The sequence below is a fragment of the Aquimarina rubra genome (assembly GCF_042684305.1).
In the GTDB taxonomy this organism is placed as follows: Bacteria; Bacteroidota; Bacteroidia; order Flavobacteriales; family Flavobacteriaceae; genus Aquimarina; species Aquimarina rubra.
In genome coordinates, this window is record NZ_JBHULE010000019.1 from 1,966,768 (window position 1) to 1,984,800 (window position 18,033).

Sequence of the window (18,033 nt, forward strand, 5' to 3'; positions counted from 1 at the left end):
TTCTTAACTATAGTGAGAGTTTGACAGAGGATAAAGCATCAATATCCAACTTTATTTTTTAAGGTTGGGACTTCCCATTGAATCATTTCTTTAAGAAATTTATCTACTTTTTCGACTATAAGTTTTTCGGTGATGGTTTCTGGAGGATATATACCTAATTCTATCATATTGTTTTCCTGGTTCATGTTATCAATTTCCGGGAATAACATAAAAATATAAATGTCGCCATTGTACGCTTGTGAGAAGATCAATGCTCCGCCAGGCAAAAACTGAAATGCAGGAATTTGGTTAGTGCAATCTATCAACTCTTCTGGGAAAGAATCAAAAGTAATATTGACCGCTTCATTATTATGGATCCAACTTAATTCTTGTACTTTCCAGCCAATATCATACAACTTCACAAGGGTTTTTAAGGTTTTAAGAAGTAATGCTTTGGTTTTTGTTTTCCAAAGTAATCTTTTGTCCACAACGGTTTTAATAGAGGTTCTATAATCGTTTACCCGTTCTTCGAGATGTTCAATTTTCATATCATCGGTTTTACAATTAATTCTTTTTTTTCTTTTCCTCTTTCTCAAGTTTCCTGAAGTATCCTCTGAAGAAGAAATTGTGTTTTAGCGCTTCCATATTTTGATTAAATCGATCTGTTCCTTGTTTAATATTAATCATAGTAGAGTCTATGTTTCTGACTAAGGATTGATCTTCTGTTAAATAATGCAACGCGCCTTTTCCGGAAACAACTCCTTTTAAAACCGAATCAAGATTTTTAGTAACTTCGGTTATATCTACACTGGATTGTTCTAAATTATCGATGATCGTCTTCATTTTTTGACCAGATACACTATCAGTAAGCAGGACACCGGCAACGCTTTCATTTTTGTTAATAGACGAAATAATATCATTTAGTTCATTAATAGCTTTCGATGCTCCAGTGCTAGTTTTTTTTAGTTGAAAAATCGTTTGCTTCAGGTCTTGCGCCATGGTTGAATCATTGATCAATAAACCCAATGTTCCTTTACCTTCAATAATTTCTGTAGTTATTTTAAGTAAATCAGCGGTCAAAAGAGCTGCATTTTCATTAGTAACGTTTAATGTAGTAAGCATATCATCAGAACCAATTCTACTATAAGACTGTATCGTATCTCCAGAAGTTACGGATGGTAATTTGCTTTCTCTGGGAATAATATTTACAATCATGTTTCCAACCAATCCGTCAGAACCTATAGTGGCTATAGCATCTTTTTTAATATGCTTTCTGATACTTTCTTGTATCATCATTTCGACCATAATTTGGGAATCACCTATCATCTCAATCTTGCTCACAGTGCCTACATTTATACCCGAGTAACGAACATTATTTCCCAACTCCAAACCATTGACATTGGCAAATTGAGATTTGATTTTAATGTTTCTGCTAAAAAGATGTTGCTGGTTTCCAACAAAATAAAGTGCTGTTACTAGTAATAAGGTTCCCAGAACTGTAAAAACACCTAATTTTAGTTTTTGTGAAGCTGATTTTTGCATAATAACTGATTTTCTTTGTTCTCTAATGTTTAAAAAAAGCTTTTACGTGTGGGTCATCAGATTGTGATAATTCCTGATAGGTTCCTTGCGCATAATTTATTCCATCTACTAACAAAATGATTCTATTGGAAATCACACGGGCGCAATCTACATCATGAGTAATGATCAAAGATGATGTTCCGTATTTTTTCTGAATACTGCGCATTAATTGTATAATTTCTTTTGCAGTTATGGGGTCTAATCCTGTAGTAGGTTCATCATATAAAATAATTTTAGGCTTTAATATCAGTGCCCTTGCTAAGGCTATTCGTCTTTGCATACCGCCAGAAAGTTCTGCAGGCATTAAATCAATAGCATGAGCCAGACCAACATTTTCTAAAGCCTCCATAACCAAAGCTTCGGTAGTCTCTTTCATCTTTAGTTTTTCTTTATGTCTTCGCAGTGGAAACTCAAGATTTTCTCGAACAGTCATAGAATCATATAAAGCACTGCCTTGAAATAAAAAGCCTATTTCTGTCCGTAATACATCTAATTCAGTTTGCCCCAAAACAGTAATATCCTGACCTTTAATCTTTATACTTCCGCTATCAGCTTGCATCAAACCTACCAGACATTTAATCATTACTGATTTCCCGGAACCAGATTTGCCCATAACTACCAGATTTTCTCCTTCAAATAACTGTAAACTAAACCCATTTAACACATGATTATCGCCAAAACTTTTACGTAATTCTTTGAGTTCTAAAACGGGCGATATTTCTGTAGCGTTTTTCATTCTATCAGATTTCGAAAAATATGTCAGATACAAATACTGCGATAAAGTCAATAACAAATAACAGCATAGAGGTATAAACAACTGCAGAATTAGATGCTTCACCAACTCCAGCAGTTCCTTTTTTGCAATGATATCCTTTATAACATCCCACAAGTCCTATAGCAAAACCAAAAAAGAATGATTTTATGGTTGCGGGAATGATATCACTAAATTTTATAGCATCAAAAACCTGATTAAAATATAATTGATAGGATACAGCACCTTTTATATTTTCTATGATAGCTGATCCAAATAGTGCAATAGCATCTCCAAAAATAATGAGTAGCGGAAGCATTAATGTCGTAGCTGTTATGCGTGTTACAACGAGATATTTAAAAGGGTTTGTACCTGATACTTCCATAGCATCAATTTGTTCAGTAACCTTCATAGACCCCAATTCTGCACCTATACCAGAACCAATTCGCCCAGCACAAATTAATGCAGTAATTACAGGACCAATTTCTCTTACAATAGAGATACCAACCATAGAAGGCATCCATGACTCAGCACCAAATTCCATTAGTGTAGGTCTGGATTGCAACGTAAAAACTAATCCAAGTATAAAACCGGTAACACCAACTAATAATAAAGATCGATTACCAATATGATAGCATTGACGCAACAGCTCCTGAAACTCATAAGGTCTGGTGAATACTTCTTTAAAAAAGCGAAGTGAAAAATATGACAAGTCGCCAATTTCTGTAAAAAAAGCTTTTGTTCTTTCCACTATTCTAAGTGATTGTGTCATAGATCTATTACTAAATATATCTATAAAGATAGATTTGCCATTATCTAATTAAAATGATATTCATCAGATTTATGTGCCTTAAAGACTGATAATTATCATAGTTAAAAGGTATGTGTATTCCTATTTTTAAGTTGTTAAAACCTGATTGTAAAATGAGTTATAATAACTAAGTTGATAATAAACGAAATGTTCTATGACGAATTATAACTGTTTGTTAGAAAGTCAGATATGATAATTATAAACGAAAAAAAATAAATGAAAACTACGGTAGAAATTCAGAATTTAAAATGTAGTGGCTGTGAAAGTACAATAGCAAAAAGATTACACGCTCTAAAAGGAGTTAGGGATATATCGGTTAACACTAATGATTGTACAGTTTCTTTTAGTTATGATACCGATGATGGTATAGAAACTGTTCAAAAAGAACTTACCAGACTTGGATATCCTTTAGTTGATGATGAAAATAATCTGGGCAGAAAAGCAAGATCTTATGTTAGCTGCGCTATTGGAAGGATGCAAAAGAGTTAATGTCATAAAAACACTGCAAAATGAAAGAAAAAGTACAAAAAAGAGCTTCATCAAATACCGTTTATGGGCTAGGAATTATTGGAGCACTTATTTATTATATCAGTCACGCTACTAGTTTTTGGATAGGTGTATTAGGAATTCTAAAAGCAATAGTGTGGCCTGCATTTCTGGTATATGAACTTCTTAAATATGTAGGGGCTTCTTAATAAGTAGCAGTAAAACTCAAGCAATGGCTTCACAAATCACTAAAAAAGAAAACACGAATTATTTCCAGCAGTTGTCGTCTATAGAAATTGATAATCAAATTTGGTTTATCATGGAGGATGTAGCTGTTGTTCTGGAGCTTACTAATCCAATAGAAATTTGGAACTCTCTGGATCCGGAAGAGCGTTTTGCAACAGAAATATATAGAGATGGCAAAAAGCGGAGTACGAATTTAATTTCAGAAAGTGGTTTATACGCTTTGATTTTCAGAAGTGATACCAAGAATGCTAAAAAATTCAGGAAATGGGTTACTAATCAGGTGCTACCTTTGATTAGAGTTAGAGGATATTATAATACCAAACGTTTAGAAATTCCCAACTTTGTACTTAGGTTTAATGATAATTGGGATCGTATAGAACCTGGTTATTTTTCTGTGCTGAGTGAACTTTTTATACGACTATATGGACGTTTCGAACAGGAAGGATATATCTTACCTAATTATGCTTTAGATGGTAAAGAGATGAGACCGGATATCAGTGTAGCTATTCATTTTGATAAATACCTCGAAGAAAAGTTTCCCCAATACAACCGCGAATATAAAATGTATCAGCATAGACTCCCTAATGGTCAAGAAGTAGAGGTGAAACAATATAGTAATCATTTATTACCTGTCTTTATAAACTTTATAGATAACTATTGGCTACCGGAATACGCAAGTGCATATTTCGCAAAGCGAGATAAGAAAGCTTTAGAATATCTTCCAAAACTTTTAAAATCATAAATTAGCAATGATACTTGCTATTCCTATTCCGAGAATAAGGAATAATACAAATCTCCTGAATTGTTCCTGGGATATTTTATTTAAGATTTTCTTTCCAATCCAAGTCCCTAAAATACTGACCACTATCAAAATAGGAACTAAGTATAAAACCTCACGTTTCATATAGCCATTAAAATAGTATACAATAGTTCTACTAAAATCCACACCTAAATCGATCACTGCAGAAGTGGCGATAAATTTGTCTTTATTCATTTTAAACGCCGCCATCGTAATGCCTCTTATCGCTCCACCTGTGCCCAGAAGTCCAGCACTTAAACCGGATAAAGCACCCCCAAGAACGGCATTTTTTGTAGTGGATTTTACTTTGAGTTGTGTGAAAATTAGGAATAGGAGACTCAAGCCAATTAAAAAGAGCCCAAGAAACCAGGTTAACATTTTCGGATCAAAATATTTACTTAGATAAGCTCCTACAGAGACAAATAAAACTGCAGGAATACCCAATGAAAGTACTAGTTTTTTATCCAATCCCTTTTTGAATAATGCAATTTTAGTGATGTTACTCGATAGATGGAATAATGCTGTGAGACCCAATACAGTTTGGAAATCTAAGAAAAAGTTGGCTACTGGGACAAAAAACACTGAAGATCCAAAACCTCCCACGGTTCCCAAAATTTCAGAAACAATGGCGAGGATTATAAATATGGGTAGGTATCTTTCAAGCATGCGTTTCTGGTTATATACATATTTAAAAGTAAGCCTTATTACAATGAAAAATTGTGACAAATATCATTTGGACTTTCTTTGTGAAAATAATGGTGGCACAAGTGGATGTGTATTTTATGAACTAAATTCCCCTAATTTTTATAAGATAGAATATCATTATTCATATAGGTGTTTTTTAGTTTTATTTAGTGTCAAAAAAATTAAGAAAATTTATTGAATATACTTGAGGAATGATTCATTAAAGGTTGTTAAGTTTTTTTGGTATATTTGAGAGACTAGGTTAGCTTAAAGATAGCATTGAATGAATCGTATTTTCTTTTTATTTTTCCTGTTTCAATTCTTTTCTTTTTCACAATCAATTGAAAATAAGATTTTACCCGAAATTACTCATTACGATACCAAATTAATGGGGTTTGGTGCACAGTCTTGGGATATTGAACAAGATGAAAATGGGATTATATATATAGCAAACGAAAACAAGGTTTTAATCTTTGATGGTAGTGAATGGAATTCTGTTGCTACAAACAATGCAATGGTTAATAGAAGTTTATTTGTTAAGAATAAGGATTCAGTATATTTTGGTGCAGATGGACATTTTGGATTGTTAATTAATCAGGAGTATGATACCTATGGAATTTCATTTTTGAATGGTGGAGATAAAGGTATTTCTGATAGTGTAGAGGAGTGCTGGAGGGTACATGAAATTAATAATGAGGTCATATTTCAAACCTTTAGTAACTTATATATAAATCAAGATAATATTATCACCAAAATACCTGCGCCTTGTTGTTTTAGATGGAGTTATAAGATAAATGGGGATTTATATGTGAATGATTATAAGCATGGTGTTTTTAAATTATCAGGAACAAGTCTATTGCCCATTTATGATAATGATGAGTTAAACGCAAACATTATAGGTGTTACTAATGCAGGCGAAGATTTAATTCTTATTAGTGACACGAAAGGTCTGTTTAAACTCGATAATGGAGAAGCTATTCCATTAAGTTTTCCTTTAGCAGAAGAAGTTAGAAAAGCACAAATTTTTTCCTTTCTAAAACTTAAAGATGGTAAAATAGCTTTGGGGACGGTATCTAATGGGTTATATATTCTCGATCTTGATAAAGGAAAAATTGAGAATATTAATAAACTAAAAGGCTTACAGAACAATACAGTTTTATCTATATTTCAGGATAATGAACATAACCTTTGGTTAGCATTGGATTATGGGGTTGATTATTTGAAATTAAACTCGTCGTTGAAATATTTTTATGACTATTATGGTAAACTGGGAACAACATATGCTGCTGTAAAGGATAAGAACTATTATTATATTGGAACCAATCAGGGACTATATTTTTTGAACGAGGAATCTAATGCAGAAACAGAGGATTTCGAACAATTATTGAACGGACAGGTATGGAATATAGCTTCCATAAATAATGAGGTGTTAGTCGGGCATGATACCGGAGCATATACATTGCATGAAAAAACACTAAAAAAAATGGGTTCCAGCAAAGGCGCCTGGGATTTTAGAGAGTTTAGTTATAATAATGAAAAATTCATACTCTCTCCGCATTATAACGGAGTATCATTATATGAAAAGGTTGATAGTGATTGGAGAGAATATCAACTTAAGGGTTTCAATAAATCGGTAAGATATCTGGAGGTAGATGAAGATAACTATATCTGGCTTGCATTACGGTCTGAAGGGGTTTTTAAGTTTCGTTTAGATTACAACGGAAAAACACTTGTACAAGAAGCTTTTTTTCCATTAAGTGATTTTGAAGGAGCAGTTTTATCATTATCGAAGGTGGAAAAGGAGATAGTGATTACATCCGGTTTTTATTCTTTTACCTACGAACCAGAAAATAACTCTTTCTCTAAAAAGGAGTTAGGAAACAAAAAAGGATATTCACCACGTATAATTAAGAAGGGTGAAGAGGTTTGGTATTTAGATAATAAAAGTATCGTTATAGAAAATAAAGGTGCGATTAATCATCTTCAAGAATTACAAGAACAATTAGTTCCTGATGTTTTAAACGCATTTACGTTAGACGACAGGCATGAACTTATTCCAATATACAATGGTTTTTCAATATACATAAGAGATAATTTTACATCGGTAAAGAATACAATAGATAAAGTTTTGATACGTGATTTTGTATCTGTTAATAGCAACGTGTCCTATTTAGAAAAATCAGAAATACCTTATCGAGATAACAATCTTAAAATAAAGTATGCATTGCCTGTATATGCTAAAAAAGTAACGTATCAGTCAAGAGTAAATGATGAAGAATGGAATGATTGGACAACTTCAAAAGAGCATACATTTTATAACCTGAAAGAAGGAGATTATACTTTTTATGTCAAAGCAAAGTATGATGATGTCATAAAAGAGTCTACTTTTTTCTTTACCATAAAACCTCCAATATATAGAACTAAGTGGGCTTATGGGTTGTATTTGTTATTGATCGGCGGCATGGTTTTTATGGCGAATGTTATAAATCGCTACAAGATGAAAAAGCAAAAAATTAAATTGATTAAACAAAAAGAAGAAAAATTAAAAAAACAGGAAGAAGAATATAAAGCTCAAAAATTAGAACAAGAGCGTAAGATTATTGAACTTAAAAACTCTAAATTAGAGGATGAGATAAAGGCAAAAAGCAGGGAGCTTACTCAAATCGCTTACGTAAATCTTAACAAAAACAAGATTCTAAAAAAGATTAGGGATAGAATTGTAAAAATTCAGGAGTCTCCCAATACGCGATCAAAAGATAGTAATTACACAGATCTAAAGAGACTGGTAGAATATTATATCACAGACAAAGAGAGCAAATTGTTTAAAATTAACTTTGATAAGTCACATCAGGAATTTTATGAAAGATTATCGAAACAATATCCAAGCTTAACCTCTAAGGATTTAAGATTGTGTGCATACCTTAAAATGAATTTGTCGTCTAAGGAAATAGCGCCTTTGCTGGGAATAAGTCCACAAAGTGTCGATGTAAACCGACATAAGCTTAGAAAGAAATTAAATCTCGGTTCTGATGATAATTTGACTCATTTTTTAGTAAGCTTTTAGCGTTTTTCAATTATTTATCCACAGAAGAAGGTTTTGATCAAGAAAAATAAGTACACTCCCAGTGTATGATTTTTTGCTATGCAAAGTTTTAAGGTCTTTTTTCGATACTATCAAGTGTAGATTAACGTTTTAGTAATTGATTTAACAGAGTTTTTACCTTAAAAGCACTATTTTGTGACTTTATAAACCTACTTTGCCCTTTTGAGTCTTATTTTTTTATATACATTATCCTTTCAGGAAAAACCTGAACCTGGGATTCCAAAGTTTCTTGGAATCATATTAACTATTGGGATTGTTTCCATATGTGTATACTATGTGTCCCGATATCTGGAAACAGTTTATGCTAGGATATATAAGAAACCTTTTTTTGTGCATTTCTATCCAATGCCAAAAAAGTTGCCAACTGCTTTACTTTCGATTTTACAAGCAAATACCTTTTATAAGCAATTAGACAAACAAAAAAAAAGATACTTTGAGCATCGGGTCGTAAAATTTTTGGAAACTATCAAGTTTGTTGGTAGAGAAGGACTAGAGGTTGATAATGATAAACGTATGCAAGTTACTATGATGGTCATCCAGTTAACCTTTGGGATGCGTAATTATTTACTCGAATATGTAGATACGATTATTTTGTACCCATCTTCTTATTACTCGATTCTTAATAAAACAGAAAATAACGGAGAGTTTAATCCAAGGTCAAAGGCTTTAGTATTATCCTGGGAACATTTTAATATAGGGAATCTACATCAGGAAGACGGAATAAATCTGGGGATACACGAAATTACCCATGCCATCCATTATTGTTCACTAAAAAGTAACAATATTAGTTCCGAAATTTTTCATGATACTTTTTTAGAACTAGAGAAACATCTGTCTTCTGTAGAATTGCGCAATAAAATTATTGAGACCAATATATTAAGAGAATATGCTTTTACAGATAAGTTCGAATTCATTGCTGTATTGGTAGAGGTCTTTATGGAATCTCCAGAAAAGTTGAATAAACATTTTCCGGATATCTATACGTATGTAAGTCGTATGTTAAACTTTAGATATTTCAAGGTTTAAAGCCGGTATTAACTCGATAGAAATACGTAGGCCCGCTATATTAAAGGTGAATTAGTAATTAATTTGTAAAAAAACCAAAAATACGGGTAACATTTTACTCCGTTATGACACTTATATAAAATGATAAAAACTATATTTATCGTGTTAAATAATTTTAATAAAATAAGAATAGCATGGAAGAATTTCAGCAAGTAGCACCTGTAGTAAGTTCGCTTACTGATGAAAAAAGAGTAGCTTTTTATAAAAAAACATATACACATTTGGCAATGGCAGTACTGTTATTTGTCATAGTAGAGTGGGTGTTTTTTCAGATTGAACCTTTAGTAAATTTTGCATTTTCAATGACACAAGGATGGAGATGGTTATTGATGTTAGGTGGATTTATGTTGGCGACTAATTATGCCGAAAAAATGGCACACAAAACTCATGATATCAATAAACAGTATTTGGGGCTTTTACTTTATGTTGTAGCCGAAGCCTTTATTTTTATTCCATTAATAGGAATCGCTATGATGATTGCCGAAAGTGGAGGAGGTAATATATTAAATCAAGCCGCAATATTGACCTTGTCTTTATTTACCGGTTTGTCCGGAGTAGTACTTATAACGAAGAAAGATTTTTCTTTCTTGAAATCTATGCTAACTATAGGCTTTTTTATCGCCTTAGGGTTGATAGTAGCAGGAATGTTATTTGGTTTTAATCTGGGTCTTTGGTTTAGTGTTGGAATGGTAGTCTTAGCTTCGGGTTCTATATTATATCAAACATCAAATATGGTGCATAAATATTCTGAAGATCAATACGTAGGTGCGTCTTTAGGATTGTTTGCTTCACTTATGTTATTGTTTTGGTATATACTTAGTATTCTATCGAACGATTAATAATATAATTTCTTCAAAAGTATATTGAAAGGCAAGCTATTTGAAAGCTTGCCTTTTTAATTAATGTTCATTGCTTCCAACCGTTTCTTCTGACGTTCATGATGTCTCATGTGTATTTCAATGAGAGAAAACCATTCTGTAGCATTAATCATCCCAAAGAATGGATGACTATGCTTTATTTTTTTATCACATTTTCTTATTAATGCTTCTTTGGATACAGTTTCTACTATAAATTCTTTGAAGTTGTTTTCTAATATATCTCTATCCAGTATTTCGGGAGTAAAGTCAGCCACAATTTTAGAAGGAAAAGATTCCATTTTAATGTTGCGAGAAGGAATGATATTGAGATTAAATATTAAATATTAAATATCCGATACCGTTTTTAGGTTTTCCCTTTTTAGTATCATTCTCTATGCATTTATGGAAATTGGGGAGTTGATAGGTTTTTGCAACTCTAATAATATGATCATATAATTCTGCTAGAGACCATTGATCAGAAGAGGGTTTATGATATAAACTTTCCTGACTGTAACTCTGAAGATCCCAATACCATTTTTCGGATCTTTTTTTAAAGGCAATAACAGGATTTTTACTAAACATTTTGTTTGCCTGAAATTATATGTTTTATGATCGTTTTTGCGTGTATTCTAGAATTTTCTATAAACCAGATATGGGTATCCATACCACCACATATCACTCCTGCCAAGTATAGATTTTCAATATTTGATTCCATAGTTTCCTCATTATATTCGGGATACCTTTTTTCATCATCAGAAAGCCGAATTCCAATTCTTTTAAGAAAATCGAAATTAGGCATATAGCCGGTTAATGCTAATACGTAATCATTTTCTATGCTAACTTCTCCTTTAATTGTTTTAAGGATGATTTGTTGGGGCTGTATCTCTTTTACTGTGGTGTTGTAATATGCTTTGATACTGCCTTCTGCAATTCTATTTTCGATATCTGGTCTTACCCAGTATTTTACACGTCTACCAATTTCCGGCCCTCTTACAATCATAGTCACATCAGCCCCTTTTCGGTAGCATTCTAATGCAGCGTCCACCGCAGAATTACTAGCGCCAATAACAGCTAGTTTTTGTTTTGCGTAGAAATGCGGATCATTGTAGTAGTGTGCTACTTTTGTTAACTCTTCTCCAGGAACATTAATCGTATTCGGTTTATCATAGAACCCAGTTGCCAGAATAATATATGAAGCAGTATATTCTTGTTTTTCTGTTTTTATATAGAAGATGTTTTCTTCTTTCTTTACAGAATTTACTTTTTCAAAAAGATGAATATTCAAATGGTTAGAAGTAACAATTCTTCGATAATACTCTAAGGCCTCGTTTCTTTTTGGTTTTGATTCATTACTAATAAAAGGTATTTCATCGATCTCCAGTTTTTCTGAAGAGGAGAAGAACTGCATGTTTACAGGATAATTAAAAAGAGAATTTACGATAGGACCTTTTTCTATGATCAGATAGTTTAGTCCTTTTTTCTTCGCTTCGAGACCGCAAGCGATTCCGATTGGACCTCCACCAATTATTATAAGATCAATGTGTTTCATTAAGAAATTATCTCTTTCAATCCTTTTATGGTTTGGATTGGATCTTCACTTTTAAAAACATAACTCCCGGCTACTAATACATCTGCTCCGGCTTCTATTAATTGCTTAGCATTTTTATTAGTGACTCCTCCATCAATTTCGATCATCGTATTTGCGTTATTACGATCAATAATTTCTTTAAGTTGTTGCACTTTTTTGTAAGTGTTTTCTATAAAAGATTGTCCTCCAAAACCCGGATTAACACTCATAATACATACCAAGTCAATATCCTTGATAGTATCTTCAAGTAAACTCACATTGGTGTGCGGGTTAATAGCTACACCGGCTTTCATACCTTCAGCTTTTATTGCCTGCAGCGTCCTGTGAAGATGGGTGCAAGCTTCATAGTGAACGGTAAGAATATTACTTCCTAAATCAGCAAAAGTCTTGATGTATCGATCAGGATCTACGATCATTAAGTGTACATCGATGGTTTTTGTAGCGTGCTTGGCAATATCTCGCAAAACAGGCATTCCAAAAGAGATATTAGGAACAAAAACACCATCCATAATATCTATATGAAACCAATCGGCATCGCTGCTGTTGATCATTTCTACATCACGTTGTAAATTAGCAAAATCTGCTGCTAATACAGACGGGGCAATTAATTTTGAAGCCATAAAATTGTGTTGTTTCCCGCAAAAGTACTATTTAAGTTTTAAATGGTATGCTAAGAGAGCTTCATAAATTTATTTGCCAGATAGGAAATATTCTTATAATTATCTGGGTTATGAGATTTCTCTTCTCTTAAAAAATGTTGTAGTTCTTTATGATTGTATTTTTCACCAAGAACTATAAAAGAAGAATGGTATTGTGAGAATGAACAATTGGGTATTGCACGATCAAAAATTTTTATAACATCATAATGCCTGGAATCTAATAGTATTTTTTCAAATAGACTTTGTATTTGGTCTTTTTCGCCTTCCAGAACTTGAAAAAAATTACCATCAGAATACATTAATATCCCAGTTATGTTTTTACTATTATTATTTTTTTTCACAAATTTGAATAGTTCATTCACCTCAGCATTTGTTAGGGATGGATCAGCGGTACTTACATAACTTATGGTTCGCCACATATCTTCTGGTTCTTACTTAAAGGTACAATTTTTTGACAGGAAAGATTGATTTTTAAGGGAAAATTTATGTTAATATTTTAATAAGTGTTTAGTTGTATAAATACAGTAGGGTAGGTAAAACATCAAATGCGCTATGTCTTTTTAAGAAAGCTTCATAAATTTATTAGCGAGGTAGGAAATATTCTTGTAATTATCTGGGTTATGAGATTTCTCTTCTCTCAAAAAGTGTTCTAGCTCTGTATGATCATACTTTTCGCCAAGAACTTTAAACGAAGAATGGTATTTTGAGAATGAACAATTCGTTATTTCACGATCAAAAATTTTAATTACATTATAGTGTCTGGGATCTGACTGTATTTTTTCGAATAGACTGGTTATAACATCATTTTCACCTTCCAAAACTTGAAAAAAATTACCATCAGAATACATCAATATTCCTGTTATGTTTTGACTGTTATTGCTAAGCTTAACAAATTCGAATAGTTCATTTACTTCGGCATTTGTTAGGGATAGATCAGCAGTGCTTACATAACTTATGGTTCGCCACATATCTTCTGGTTGTTGCTTAAAAGTACATTTTTTTGGTATAAAAACCTTGTTTTGAGGAACTTAATATATTGAAAACAAAACTATTACTGATAAGCTGTAATGAAAGTAATAAAACACCTCATGAAAAAACCTCCGGTAATCAGCCGGAGGTCATTCATCAATCAAAAAACGAACAGTTATGTTATAAACTGTTTGTAATCGCAATTTAGGAAATTAAAAGTTATCCTAAATAAGTTTTTAATATTTTACTACGAGATGTATGTTTTAATCTACGAATAGCTTTTTCTTTAATCTGGCGAACACGTTCTCTTGTAAGATCAAAAGTTTCTCCAATTTCTTCTAAAGTCATCGGATGTTGATCTCCAAGACCAAAATATAAACGGATTACATCTGCTTCTCTTGGTGTAAGGGTCTCTAACGCACGTTCTATCTCTGTACGCAGAGATTCGTGCAATAAAGATCTATCCGGATTAGGAGACTCACCAGAATTTAATACATCATAAAGGTTAGAGTCTTCTCCTTCTACCAATGGAGCATCCATACTTACGTGACGGCCAGAGTTTTTCATAGACTCTTTAACATCATTTATCGTCATGTCTAGTTCTTTCGCAATTTCTTCTGCGCTTGGTGGACGCTCATGAGATTGCTCTAAGAATGCATATGTTTTATTGATCTTATTTATAGATCCAATTTTATTAAGTGGTAAACGAACAATACGAGATTGCTCTGCCAAAGCCTGTAGAATCGATTGACGAATCCACCATACAGCATATGAAATAAATTTAAAACCTCTGGTTTCATCAAAACGTTTTGCTGCTTTAATCAATCCTAAGTTACCTTCATTAATTAAATCGGGTAATGTTAGTCCTTGGTTTTGATATTGCTTGGCAACAGAAACCACGAATCTTAAATTCGCTTTGGTTAATTTTTCAAGGGCTCTTTCATCTCCAGCTTTTATTCGCTGAGCTAATTCTACCTCTTCATCTGCTGTAATAAGATCTACTTTACCTATTTCTTGCAAATACTTGTCTAGCGATGCAGTCTCACGATTCGTTACCTGCTTCGTAATCTTAAGTTGTCTCATTATGTTATCCTTGAAATTTTATTTGTGAATATTTAGGGCTTCGCATTTACTTATTATACGTAGGGGGTTACCAAAATGTTACAAAAAAGTAAATTTTTTTTTTTAACTCCGTTTTTCAGCCTGTATTAATAGGATAATTTGGTCGTATGCTAAGCCTGTTATTTACATAATTATTCAAATTCCAGTACGTTTTTAGCAATAATTAGAGACCTAAGTGCATCAATCTTCTTATACATCTTGTTAAAAAATAAGTTTCTTTCTTTTTCGCCTGCTGTACTTAGTAATTTAGATCCATCCATCTGTATTTTTAGAAAATGCTCGGCTTGATTACAGGTCGTAACATCATTGGTTCGATAATAGGAAAGAATCGTGAAAGGTACATATAGAGATGTTTCTGAAGGTGTCTTGACCAAAACACGGTTATTCATAAGTAATAATTCATTATAGTAGAATTTGAAATTATCTTTTTGATCAATTATTTTTTTCGAAATTTTCATAATTAATTTCTGAAGGTCATCACATATTTCCAGGGCGTCTCTAGAAGTAAGTGAATTGGATTCAAAATAAAAGTGTATTTGCTTAAGGGTACTATTAATAGTAGTAATGTCCCATATTTCAGTAGAATTAAGGTCATTATACATATTTCCTAAACGTTTTGCAGCTTCCAAAAGTGATAAAGAAGGATTAAAACCCGTAAACCTAACATCGCTGAGTTCAGAATCCATAATTTTTAGCCAAACATACATTTTAAACTTGGAGAGAAGATTATCATCAGAAGTATAAAAAATGGGTAAATCCTTGGCAGAATAAATCATTTCTACATTTGGATTATTAATCAAAGGAGATAGCGATTTGTACGAATTTTCATAGTAGGCAAGTAAGCTCTCCATATCCTGAACGGGAGCTGTTTTTTTTACCGCTACAATATGTTCGTCCTCACTAGAGAATAATTGATCTATGGACAAACTAAAATATTTAGCTAAGGTCACACCTTCTTCAAGAGATAATTTACTTTTTTTACTGATTCTTCTATGTGCAGCGTCATAACTTATGTCTAATGCGGTGGCTACTTCATCTATTAGTGAAGTTTTGGAACTGATTTGTTTTTTTATGAGTTCTAAGAAGTTTTCTTGTATCATTTCGAGCTTTTTATGATGATTGATGATGTTTTTTCTTTTGGTAAAGTAAAATAGAAAAAAAAGTTAAATTTTGCGATTTTCACAAAAAAATATTTTTCACCTTGTGATTATTACGTTTATCGCAAATTATGAGTTTATCAAATAAAAAGAGAAATGCTTAATAGTAAGAAAGTTAATTTTAAAATTTATAGGAAAAACCTACACGTAAGGTAAAATAAAAAGGGTTGTAACTTTGGGAATTTGTGCTAATATTTTCGAGCTGATATTTTACTATAGGTTCTGCGTGGATATAAACATTTTTCCAAAGTGGGTATCTTATATTCATTCCAAGATTTAAACTCGAACTGGTAGATTGTAAATTATCATTTTTACCCAGATTGATATCATTAACATTACTTTTAAGTGTAATGTTATCTTTTCCTAAAATTAAAAGACTCGCATCCATAATTACAGATGCTTTAACTTTCTTATCTATTAATTTATACCCTAACCCTATCGAAAACTCATCGTAACTAGCCATTTGGGATAAATTAATGGTTTGAGTACTGTCGACCATTTGTTGAATTTCGTTATCCAAAACGATAGAAGCATCTCTTAGCACATCTGATACTTCCGAACCTGGAATATCTTTTTCTGTTATAATTGTTTTTAGTTTATTATATCCAATCCTTAAATCCATTTTTTTACTAATATTAACGGTCATAGTAGCACCGTAACCAAGGGTTACCATTCCTGATTTACTCCGATTGGAGTTTCTGTCACTAATTAAGGAACCACCGGATCCAAAAGAATATGTTGGTACTGCGTGGACGGATAGCATAAAATTTTCAAATGCTTTTTTAGGTAAAGGAACCTCTGGCGTTAAGGTATCCTTCTCTTTTTGGACTATGTTGTTTTTATCTATTTCCTGAGCAATCTCTACGGGTTTTATCTTTTCTTCGTGTTGTTGTTCTTGTTCTTCGATTTTGTTCAAGGTGTCTGAAGGGAGTTTAGTATCGTTTTTTGATATATCAATAAGATTGAATGCTGTAGGTGAGGTTTTTGAGTTGTCGGTTTTTTCAAGGAATTCTTTTACTAACGAATTCTCTGTTTTTTTTGATGTTGTGAAAGATGTAATTACCGATTTGTTTTCGGTTTTTCTAATAGGATCAAATGTAAAATCACTAGTGGTCTTTGTTTTATTAGTAGAAATAATAGATGAATCGTGATTGTTATGATCGGTGATAAAAGTAGTTTTGCTGTTTGTTTCTTTTTGGTTGGGTTTATCGAGACAAACTTCTGTTATGGCTTCTTTATGATCTATACAATCTACATCTGTTATTTGAGAGTTATAAAAATTTTCAACTGTACTTTCATTTGTATTAAACTGTTCTTTGAAGGTTATGAAAAGAATTATCAATGCTATAGAGGCAGTACTTAAGAGAATAGCAATATTTCTTTTTCTTTGTGCGTCCTTTTTATCTAATTGTTTTTCCAGATCTTTCCAAATAAGGTTTTCCGGGGATTGCTTTAAATCAACAAGCTCCTCTCTAAAAAAGTTTCCTATGTCTTTTTTATTACCCATTACTTACTGCCATTTTTTTTTGAGAATACACTTTAGATAAAATTGCCATTTTCAGTTGTAGTTTTGCCCTATGTAAATTTGATTTAGAAGTTCCTTCTGATATTTTAAGCATTGCAGCTATTTCTTTATGAGAATAATTATCCAATTGATATAAATTAAAAACCAGTCGATATTGATCAGGTAATTCCTGAACGAATGCTAATAGTTGATCAATAGAAAGGGTAAAATCGTCACTGTCAATTTCAGTATCACAGATAAGATCTTCTTTAATAGGAATGTCTATAAAAAAATTATCGTGATATCTGTCGATCGCTTTGTTAATAGTGATTCTTTTCATCCAACCCTCAAAAGATCCTTTGTCTTTATATTGCTTGATTTTTTTATAGATCGTTAAGAAAGAATCTTGTAGGATATCTTCGGCTTCCTCTCGGTTTTTGCAATACTTTAAACACAATGCAAAAAGTTTATCTTTATAGGTATAAAACAATTCACTTTGCGCTTCTCTATTACTCTTCTTACATTTTTTTATGAGTTCTCTGGTGTCCAAAGGATTATTTGTGTGTTGTAAGTTCTTGTTTTTAAAGCATCTTCCACCTACTAGACTGAAATAAAATAAAAGGTTGCGTTAAAGTATCATTTTTTTTAAAATTAAGTTTGTATGATTTAGTT

Annotated in this window: 21 protein-coding genes; 6 read left to right on the forward strand and 15 right to left on the reverse strand. The window is 32.2% G+C overall.

What is annotated here, in order from left to right; translation table 11 throughout:
* Nucleotides 1–38 precede the first annotated feature (38 nt).
* From ACFSR1_RS17220 to ACFSR1_RS17235, 4 genes are read right to left on the reverse strand one after another with little or no spacing between them, the layout of a single operon-like run.
* Nucleotides 39–527 carry a hypothetical protein gene (locus tag ACFSR1_RS17220; protein ID WP_378294257.1) on the reverse strand — a complete coding sequence of 163 codons (489 nt, stop codon included), beginning with the start codon at nt 525–527 and terminating at the stop codon, nt 39–41.
* Nucleotides 528–543: 16 nt separating this feature from the next.
* Nucleotides 544–1,521, reverse strand: coding sequence for an MlaD family protein (locus ACFSR1_RS17225; protein WP_378294258.1), 978 nt, complete (start codon nt 1,519–1,521; stop codon nt 544–546).
* Nucleotides 1,522–1,543: 22 nt separating this feature from the next.
* The gene (locus ACFSR1_RS17230) at nt 1,544–2,296 is read right to left on the reverse strand and encodes an ABC transporter ATP-binding protein (RefSeq protein ID WP_378294259.1); all 753 of its coding nucleotides are present in this window, start codon (nt 2,294–2,296) and stop codon (nt 1,544–1,546) included.
* 4 nt (nt 2,297–2,300) lie between these two features.
* Entirely contained in the window at nt 2,301–3,083 is a 783-nt protein-coding gene (locus ACFSR1_RS17235; RefSeq protein ID WP_378294260.1) for an MlaE family ABC transporter permease, read from the reverse strand.
* A gap of 255 nt (nt 3,084–3,338) precedes the next feature.
* On the opposite strand from ACFSR1_RS17235, the gene ACFSR1_RS17240 reads away from it, so the two are divergent.
* From ACFSR1_RS17240 to ACFSR1_RS17250, 3 genes are read left to right on the forward strand one after another with little or no spacing between them, the layout of a single operon-like run.
* Complete coding sequence (locus ACFSR1_RS17240; RefSeq protein ID WP_378294261.1) at nt 3,339–3,611, forward strand: heavy-metal-associated domain-containing protein; 273 nt, start codon at nt 3,339–3,341, stop codon at nt 3,609–3,611.
* A gap of 20 nt (nt 3,612–3,631) precedes the next feature.
* Entirely contained in the window at nt 3,632–3,817 is a 186-nt protein-coding gene (locus ACFSR1_RS17245) for a hypothetical protein (protein ID WP_378294262.1), read from the forward strand.
* Nucleotides 3,818–3,840: 23 nt separating this feature from the next.
* Nucleotides 3,841–4,596: a BRO-N domain-containing protein gene (locus ACFSR1_RS17250; RefSeq protein ID WP_378294263.1), complete on the forward strand. Its 756-nt coding sequence runs from the start codon at nt 3,841–3,843 to the stop codon at nt 4,594–4,596.
* Here ACFSR1_RS17250 and ACFSR1_RS17255 read toward each other — a convergent pair.
* Nucleotides 4,591–5,319, reverse strand: a complete 729-nt coding sequence (locus tag ACFSR1_RS17255) for a sulfite exporter TauE/SafE family protein (RefSeq protein WP_378294264.1) — start codon at nt 5,317–5,319, stop codon at nt 4,591–4,593. The two genes, ACFSR1_RS17250 and ACFSR1_RS17255, sit on opposite strands and share 6 nt — an antisense overlap.
* Nucleotides 5,320–5,620: 301 nt before the next feature.
* Between ACFSR1_RS17255 and ACFSR1_RS17260 the strand changes: the two genes are divergently transcribed.
* The 3 genes from ACFSR1_RS17260 to ACFSR1_RS17270 all read left to right on the forward strand — a co-directional run bounded on the left by ACFSR1_RS17260 (nt 5,621) and on the right by ACFSR1_RS17270 (nt 10,344).
* Nucleotides 5,621–8,401, forward strand: coding sequence for a helix-turn-helix and ligand-binding sensor domain-containing protein (locus ACFSR1_RS17260; protein ID WP_378294265.1), 2,781 nt, complete (start codon nt 5,621–5,623; stop codon nt 8,399–8,401).
* Nucleotides 8,402–8,602: 201 nt separating this feature from the next.
* The gene (locus ACFSR1_RS17265; RefSeq protein WP_378294266.1) at nt 8,603–9,466 is read left to right on the forward strand and encodes a zinc-dependent peptidase; all 864 of its coding nucleotides are present in this window, start codon (nt 8,603–8,605) and stop codon (nt 9,464–9,466) included.
* Nucleotides 9,467–9,639: 173 nt separating this feature from the next.
* Nucleotides 9,640–10,344 (forward strand): Bax inhibitor-1/YccA family protein, encoded by a 705-nt coding sequence (locus ACFSR1_RS17270; RefSeq protein ID WP_378294267.1) that lies wholly within the window; start codon nt 9,640–9,642, stop codon nt 10,342–10,344.
* 56 nt (nt 10,345–10,400) lie between these two features.
* Here ACFSR1_RS17270 and ACFSR1_RS17275 read toward each other — a convergent pair whose 3' ends face one another.
* From ACFSR1_RS17275 to ACFSR1_RS17320, 10 genes are all read right to left on the reverse strand, one after another.
* Complete coding sequence (locus tag ACFSR1_RS17275) at nt 10,401–10,661, reverse strand: hypothetical protein (RefSeq protein ID WP_378294268.1); 261 nt, start codon at nt 10,659–10,661, stop codon at nt 10,401–10,403.
* A 31-nt stretch (nt 10,662–10,692) separates the two neighbouring features.
* Nucleotides 10,693–10,944 carry a hypothetical protein gene (locus tag ACFSR1_RS17280; RefSeq protein ID WP_378294269.1) on the reverse strand — a complete coding sequence of 84 codons (252 nt, stop codon included), beginning with the start codon at nt 10,942–10,944 and terminating at the stop codon, nt 10,693–10,695.
* Nucleotides 10,937–11,911, reverse strand: coding sequence for a YpdA family putative bacillithiol disulfide reductase (locus ACFSR1_RS17285; RefSeq protein ID WP_378294270.1), 975 nt, complete (start codon nt 11,909–11,911; stop codon nt 10,937–10,939). Before ACFSR1_RS17285 ends, ACFSR1_RS17280 begins: the two co-directional genes overlap by 8 nt.
* On the reverse strand, nt 11,911–12,570 hold the full coding sequence (rpe, locus tag ACFSR1_RS17290; protein ID WP_378294271.1) for a ribulose-phosphate 3-epimerase: 660 nt from the start codon (nt 12,568–12,570) through the stop codon (nt 11,911–11,913). The genes ACFSR1_RS17285 and rpe overlap by 1 nt, the downstream gene beginning before the upstream one ends.
* A 50-nt stretch (nt 12,571–12,620) precedes the next feature.
* The gene (locus ACFSR1_RS17295) at nt 12,621–13,028 is read right to left on the reverse strand and encodes a BLUF domain-containing protein (protein ID WP_378294272.1); all 408 of its coding nucleotides are present in this window, start codon (nt 13,026–13,028) and stop codon (nt 12,621–12,623) included.
* A 141-nt stretch (nt 13,029–13,169) separates the two neighbouring features.
* Nucleotides 13,170–13,577: a BLUF domain-containing protein gene (locus ACFSR1_RS17300; RefSeq protein ID WP_378294273.1), complete on the reverse strand. Its 408-nt coding sequence runs from the start codon at nt 13,575–13,577 to the stop codon at nt 13,170–13,172.
* A 220-nt stretch (nt 13,578–13,797) separates the two neighbouring features.
* Nucleotides 13,798–14,661: a sigma-70 family RNA polymerase sigma factor gene (locus tag ACFSR1_RS17305; protein WP_027395748.1), complete on the reverse strand. Its 864-nt coding sequence runs from the start codon at nt 14,659–14,661 to the stop codon at nt 13,798–13,800.
* 170 nt (nt 14,662–14,831) lie between these two features.
* Nucleotides 14,832–15,800 (reverse strand): hypothetical protein, encoded by a 969-nt coding sequence (locus ACFSR1_RS17310; RefSeq protein ID WP_378294274.1) that lies wholly within the window; start codon nt 15,798–15,800, stop codon nt 14,832–14,834.
* 178 nt (nt 15,801–15,978) lie between these two features.
* Nucleotides 15,979–17,364: a hypothetical protein gene (locus ACFSR1_RS17315; RefSeq protein WP_378294275.1), complete on the reverse strand. Its 1,386-nt coding sequence runs from the start codon at nt 17,362–17,364 to the stop codon at nt 15,979–15,981.
* A complete protein-coding gene (locus ACFSR1_RS17320) occupies nt 17,357–17,911 on the reverse strand; it encodes an RNA polymerase sigma factor (protein ID WP_378294276.1) in 555 nt (184 codons plus the stop codon). The genes ACFSR1_RS17315 and ACFSR1_RS17320 overlap by 8 nt, the downstream gene beginning before the upstream one ends.
* Nucleotides 17,912–18,033: the final 122 nt, after the last annotated feature.

Bases quoted from the DNA above. Each gene is read 5' to 3' on its own strand.
- ACFSR1_RS17220 (WP_378294257.1), bottom strand. From the start codon at position 527: ATGAAAATTGAACATCTCGAAGAACGGGTAAACGATTATAGAACCTCT.
- ACFSR1_RS17225 (WP_378294258.1), bottom strand. From the start codon at position 1,521: ATGCAAAAATCAGCTTCACAAAAACTAAAATTAGGTGTTTTTACAGTT.
- ACFSR1_RS17230 (WP_378294259.1), bottom strand. From the start codon at position 2,296: ATGAAAAACGCTACAGAAATATCGCCCGTTTTAGAACTCAAAGAATTA.
- ACFSR1_RS17235 (WP_378294260.1), bottom strand. From the start codon at position 3,083: ATGACACAATCACTTAGAATAGTGGAAAGAACAAAAGCTTTTTTTACA.
- ACFSR1_RS17240 (WP_378294261.1), top strand. From the start codon at position 3,339: ATGAAAACTACGGTAGAAATTCAGAATTTAAAATGTAGTGGCTGTGAA.
- ACFSR1_RS17245 (WP_378294262.1), top strand. From the start codon at position 3,632: ATGAAAGAAAAAGTACAAAAAAGAGCTTCATCAAATACCGTTTATGGG.
- ACFSR1_RS17250 (WP_378294263.1), top strand. From the start codon at position 3,841: ATGGCTTCACAAATCACTAAAAAAGAAAACACGAATTATTTCCAGCAG.
- ACFSR1_RS17255 (WP_378294264.1), bottom strand. From the start codon at position 5,319: ATGCTTGAAAGATACCTACCCATATTTATAATCCTCGCCATTGTTTCT.
- ACFSR1_RS17260 (WP_378294265.1), top strand. From the start codon at position 5,621: ATGAATCGTATTTTCTTTTTATTTTTCCTGTTTCAATTCTTTTCTTTT.
- ACFSR1_RS17270 (WP_378294267.1), top strand. From the start codon at position 9,640: ATGGAAGAATTTCAGCAAGTAGCACCTGTAGTAAGTTCGCTTACTGAT.
- ACFSR1_RS17275 (WP_378294268.1), bottom strand. From the start codon at position 10,661: ATGGAATCTTTTCCTTCTAAAATTGTGGCTGACTTTACTCCCGAAATA.
- ACFSR1_RS17280 (WP_378294269.1), bottom strand. From the start codon at position 10,944: ATGTTTAGTAAAAATCCTGTTATTGCCTTTAAAAAAAGATCCGAAAAA.
- ACFSR1_RS17285 (WP_378294270.1), bottom strand. From the start codon at position 11,911: ATGAAACACATTGATCTTATAATAATTGGTGGAGGTCCAATCGGAATC.
- rpe (WP_378294271.1), bottom strand. From the start codon at position 12,570: ATGGCTTCAAAATTAATTGCCCCGTCTGTATTAGCAGCAGATTTTGCT.
- ACFSR1_RS17295 (WP_378294272.1), bottom strand. From the start codon at position 13,028: ATGTGGCGAACCATAAGTTATGTAAGTACCGCTGATCCATCCCTAACA.
- ACFSR1_RS17300 (WP_378294273.1), bottom strand. From the start codon at position 13,577: ATGTGGCGAACCATAAGTTATGTAAGCACTGCTGATCTATCCCTAACA.
- ACFSR1_RS17305 (WP_027395748.1), bottom strand. From the start codon at position 14,661: ATGAGACAACTTAAGATTACGAAGCAGGTAACGAATCGTGAGACTGCA.
- ACFSR1_RS17310 (WP_378294274.1), bottom strand. From the start codon at position 15,800: ATGATACAAGAAAACTTCTTAGAACTCATAAAAAAACAAATCAGTTCC.
- ACFSR1_RS17315 (WP_378294275.1), bottom strand. From the start codon at position 17,364: ATGGGTAATAAAAAAGACATAGGAAACTTTTTTAGAGAGGAGCTTGTT.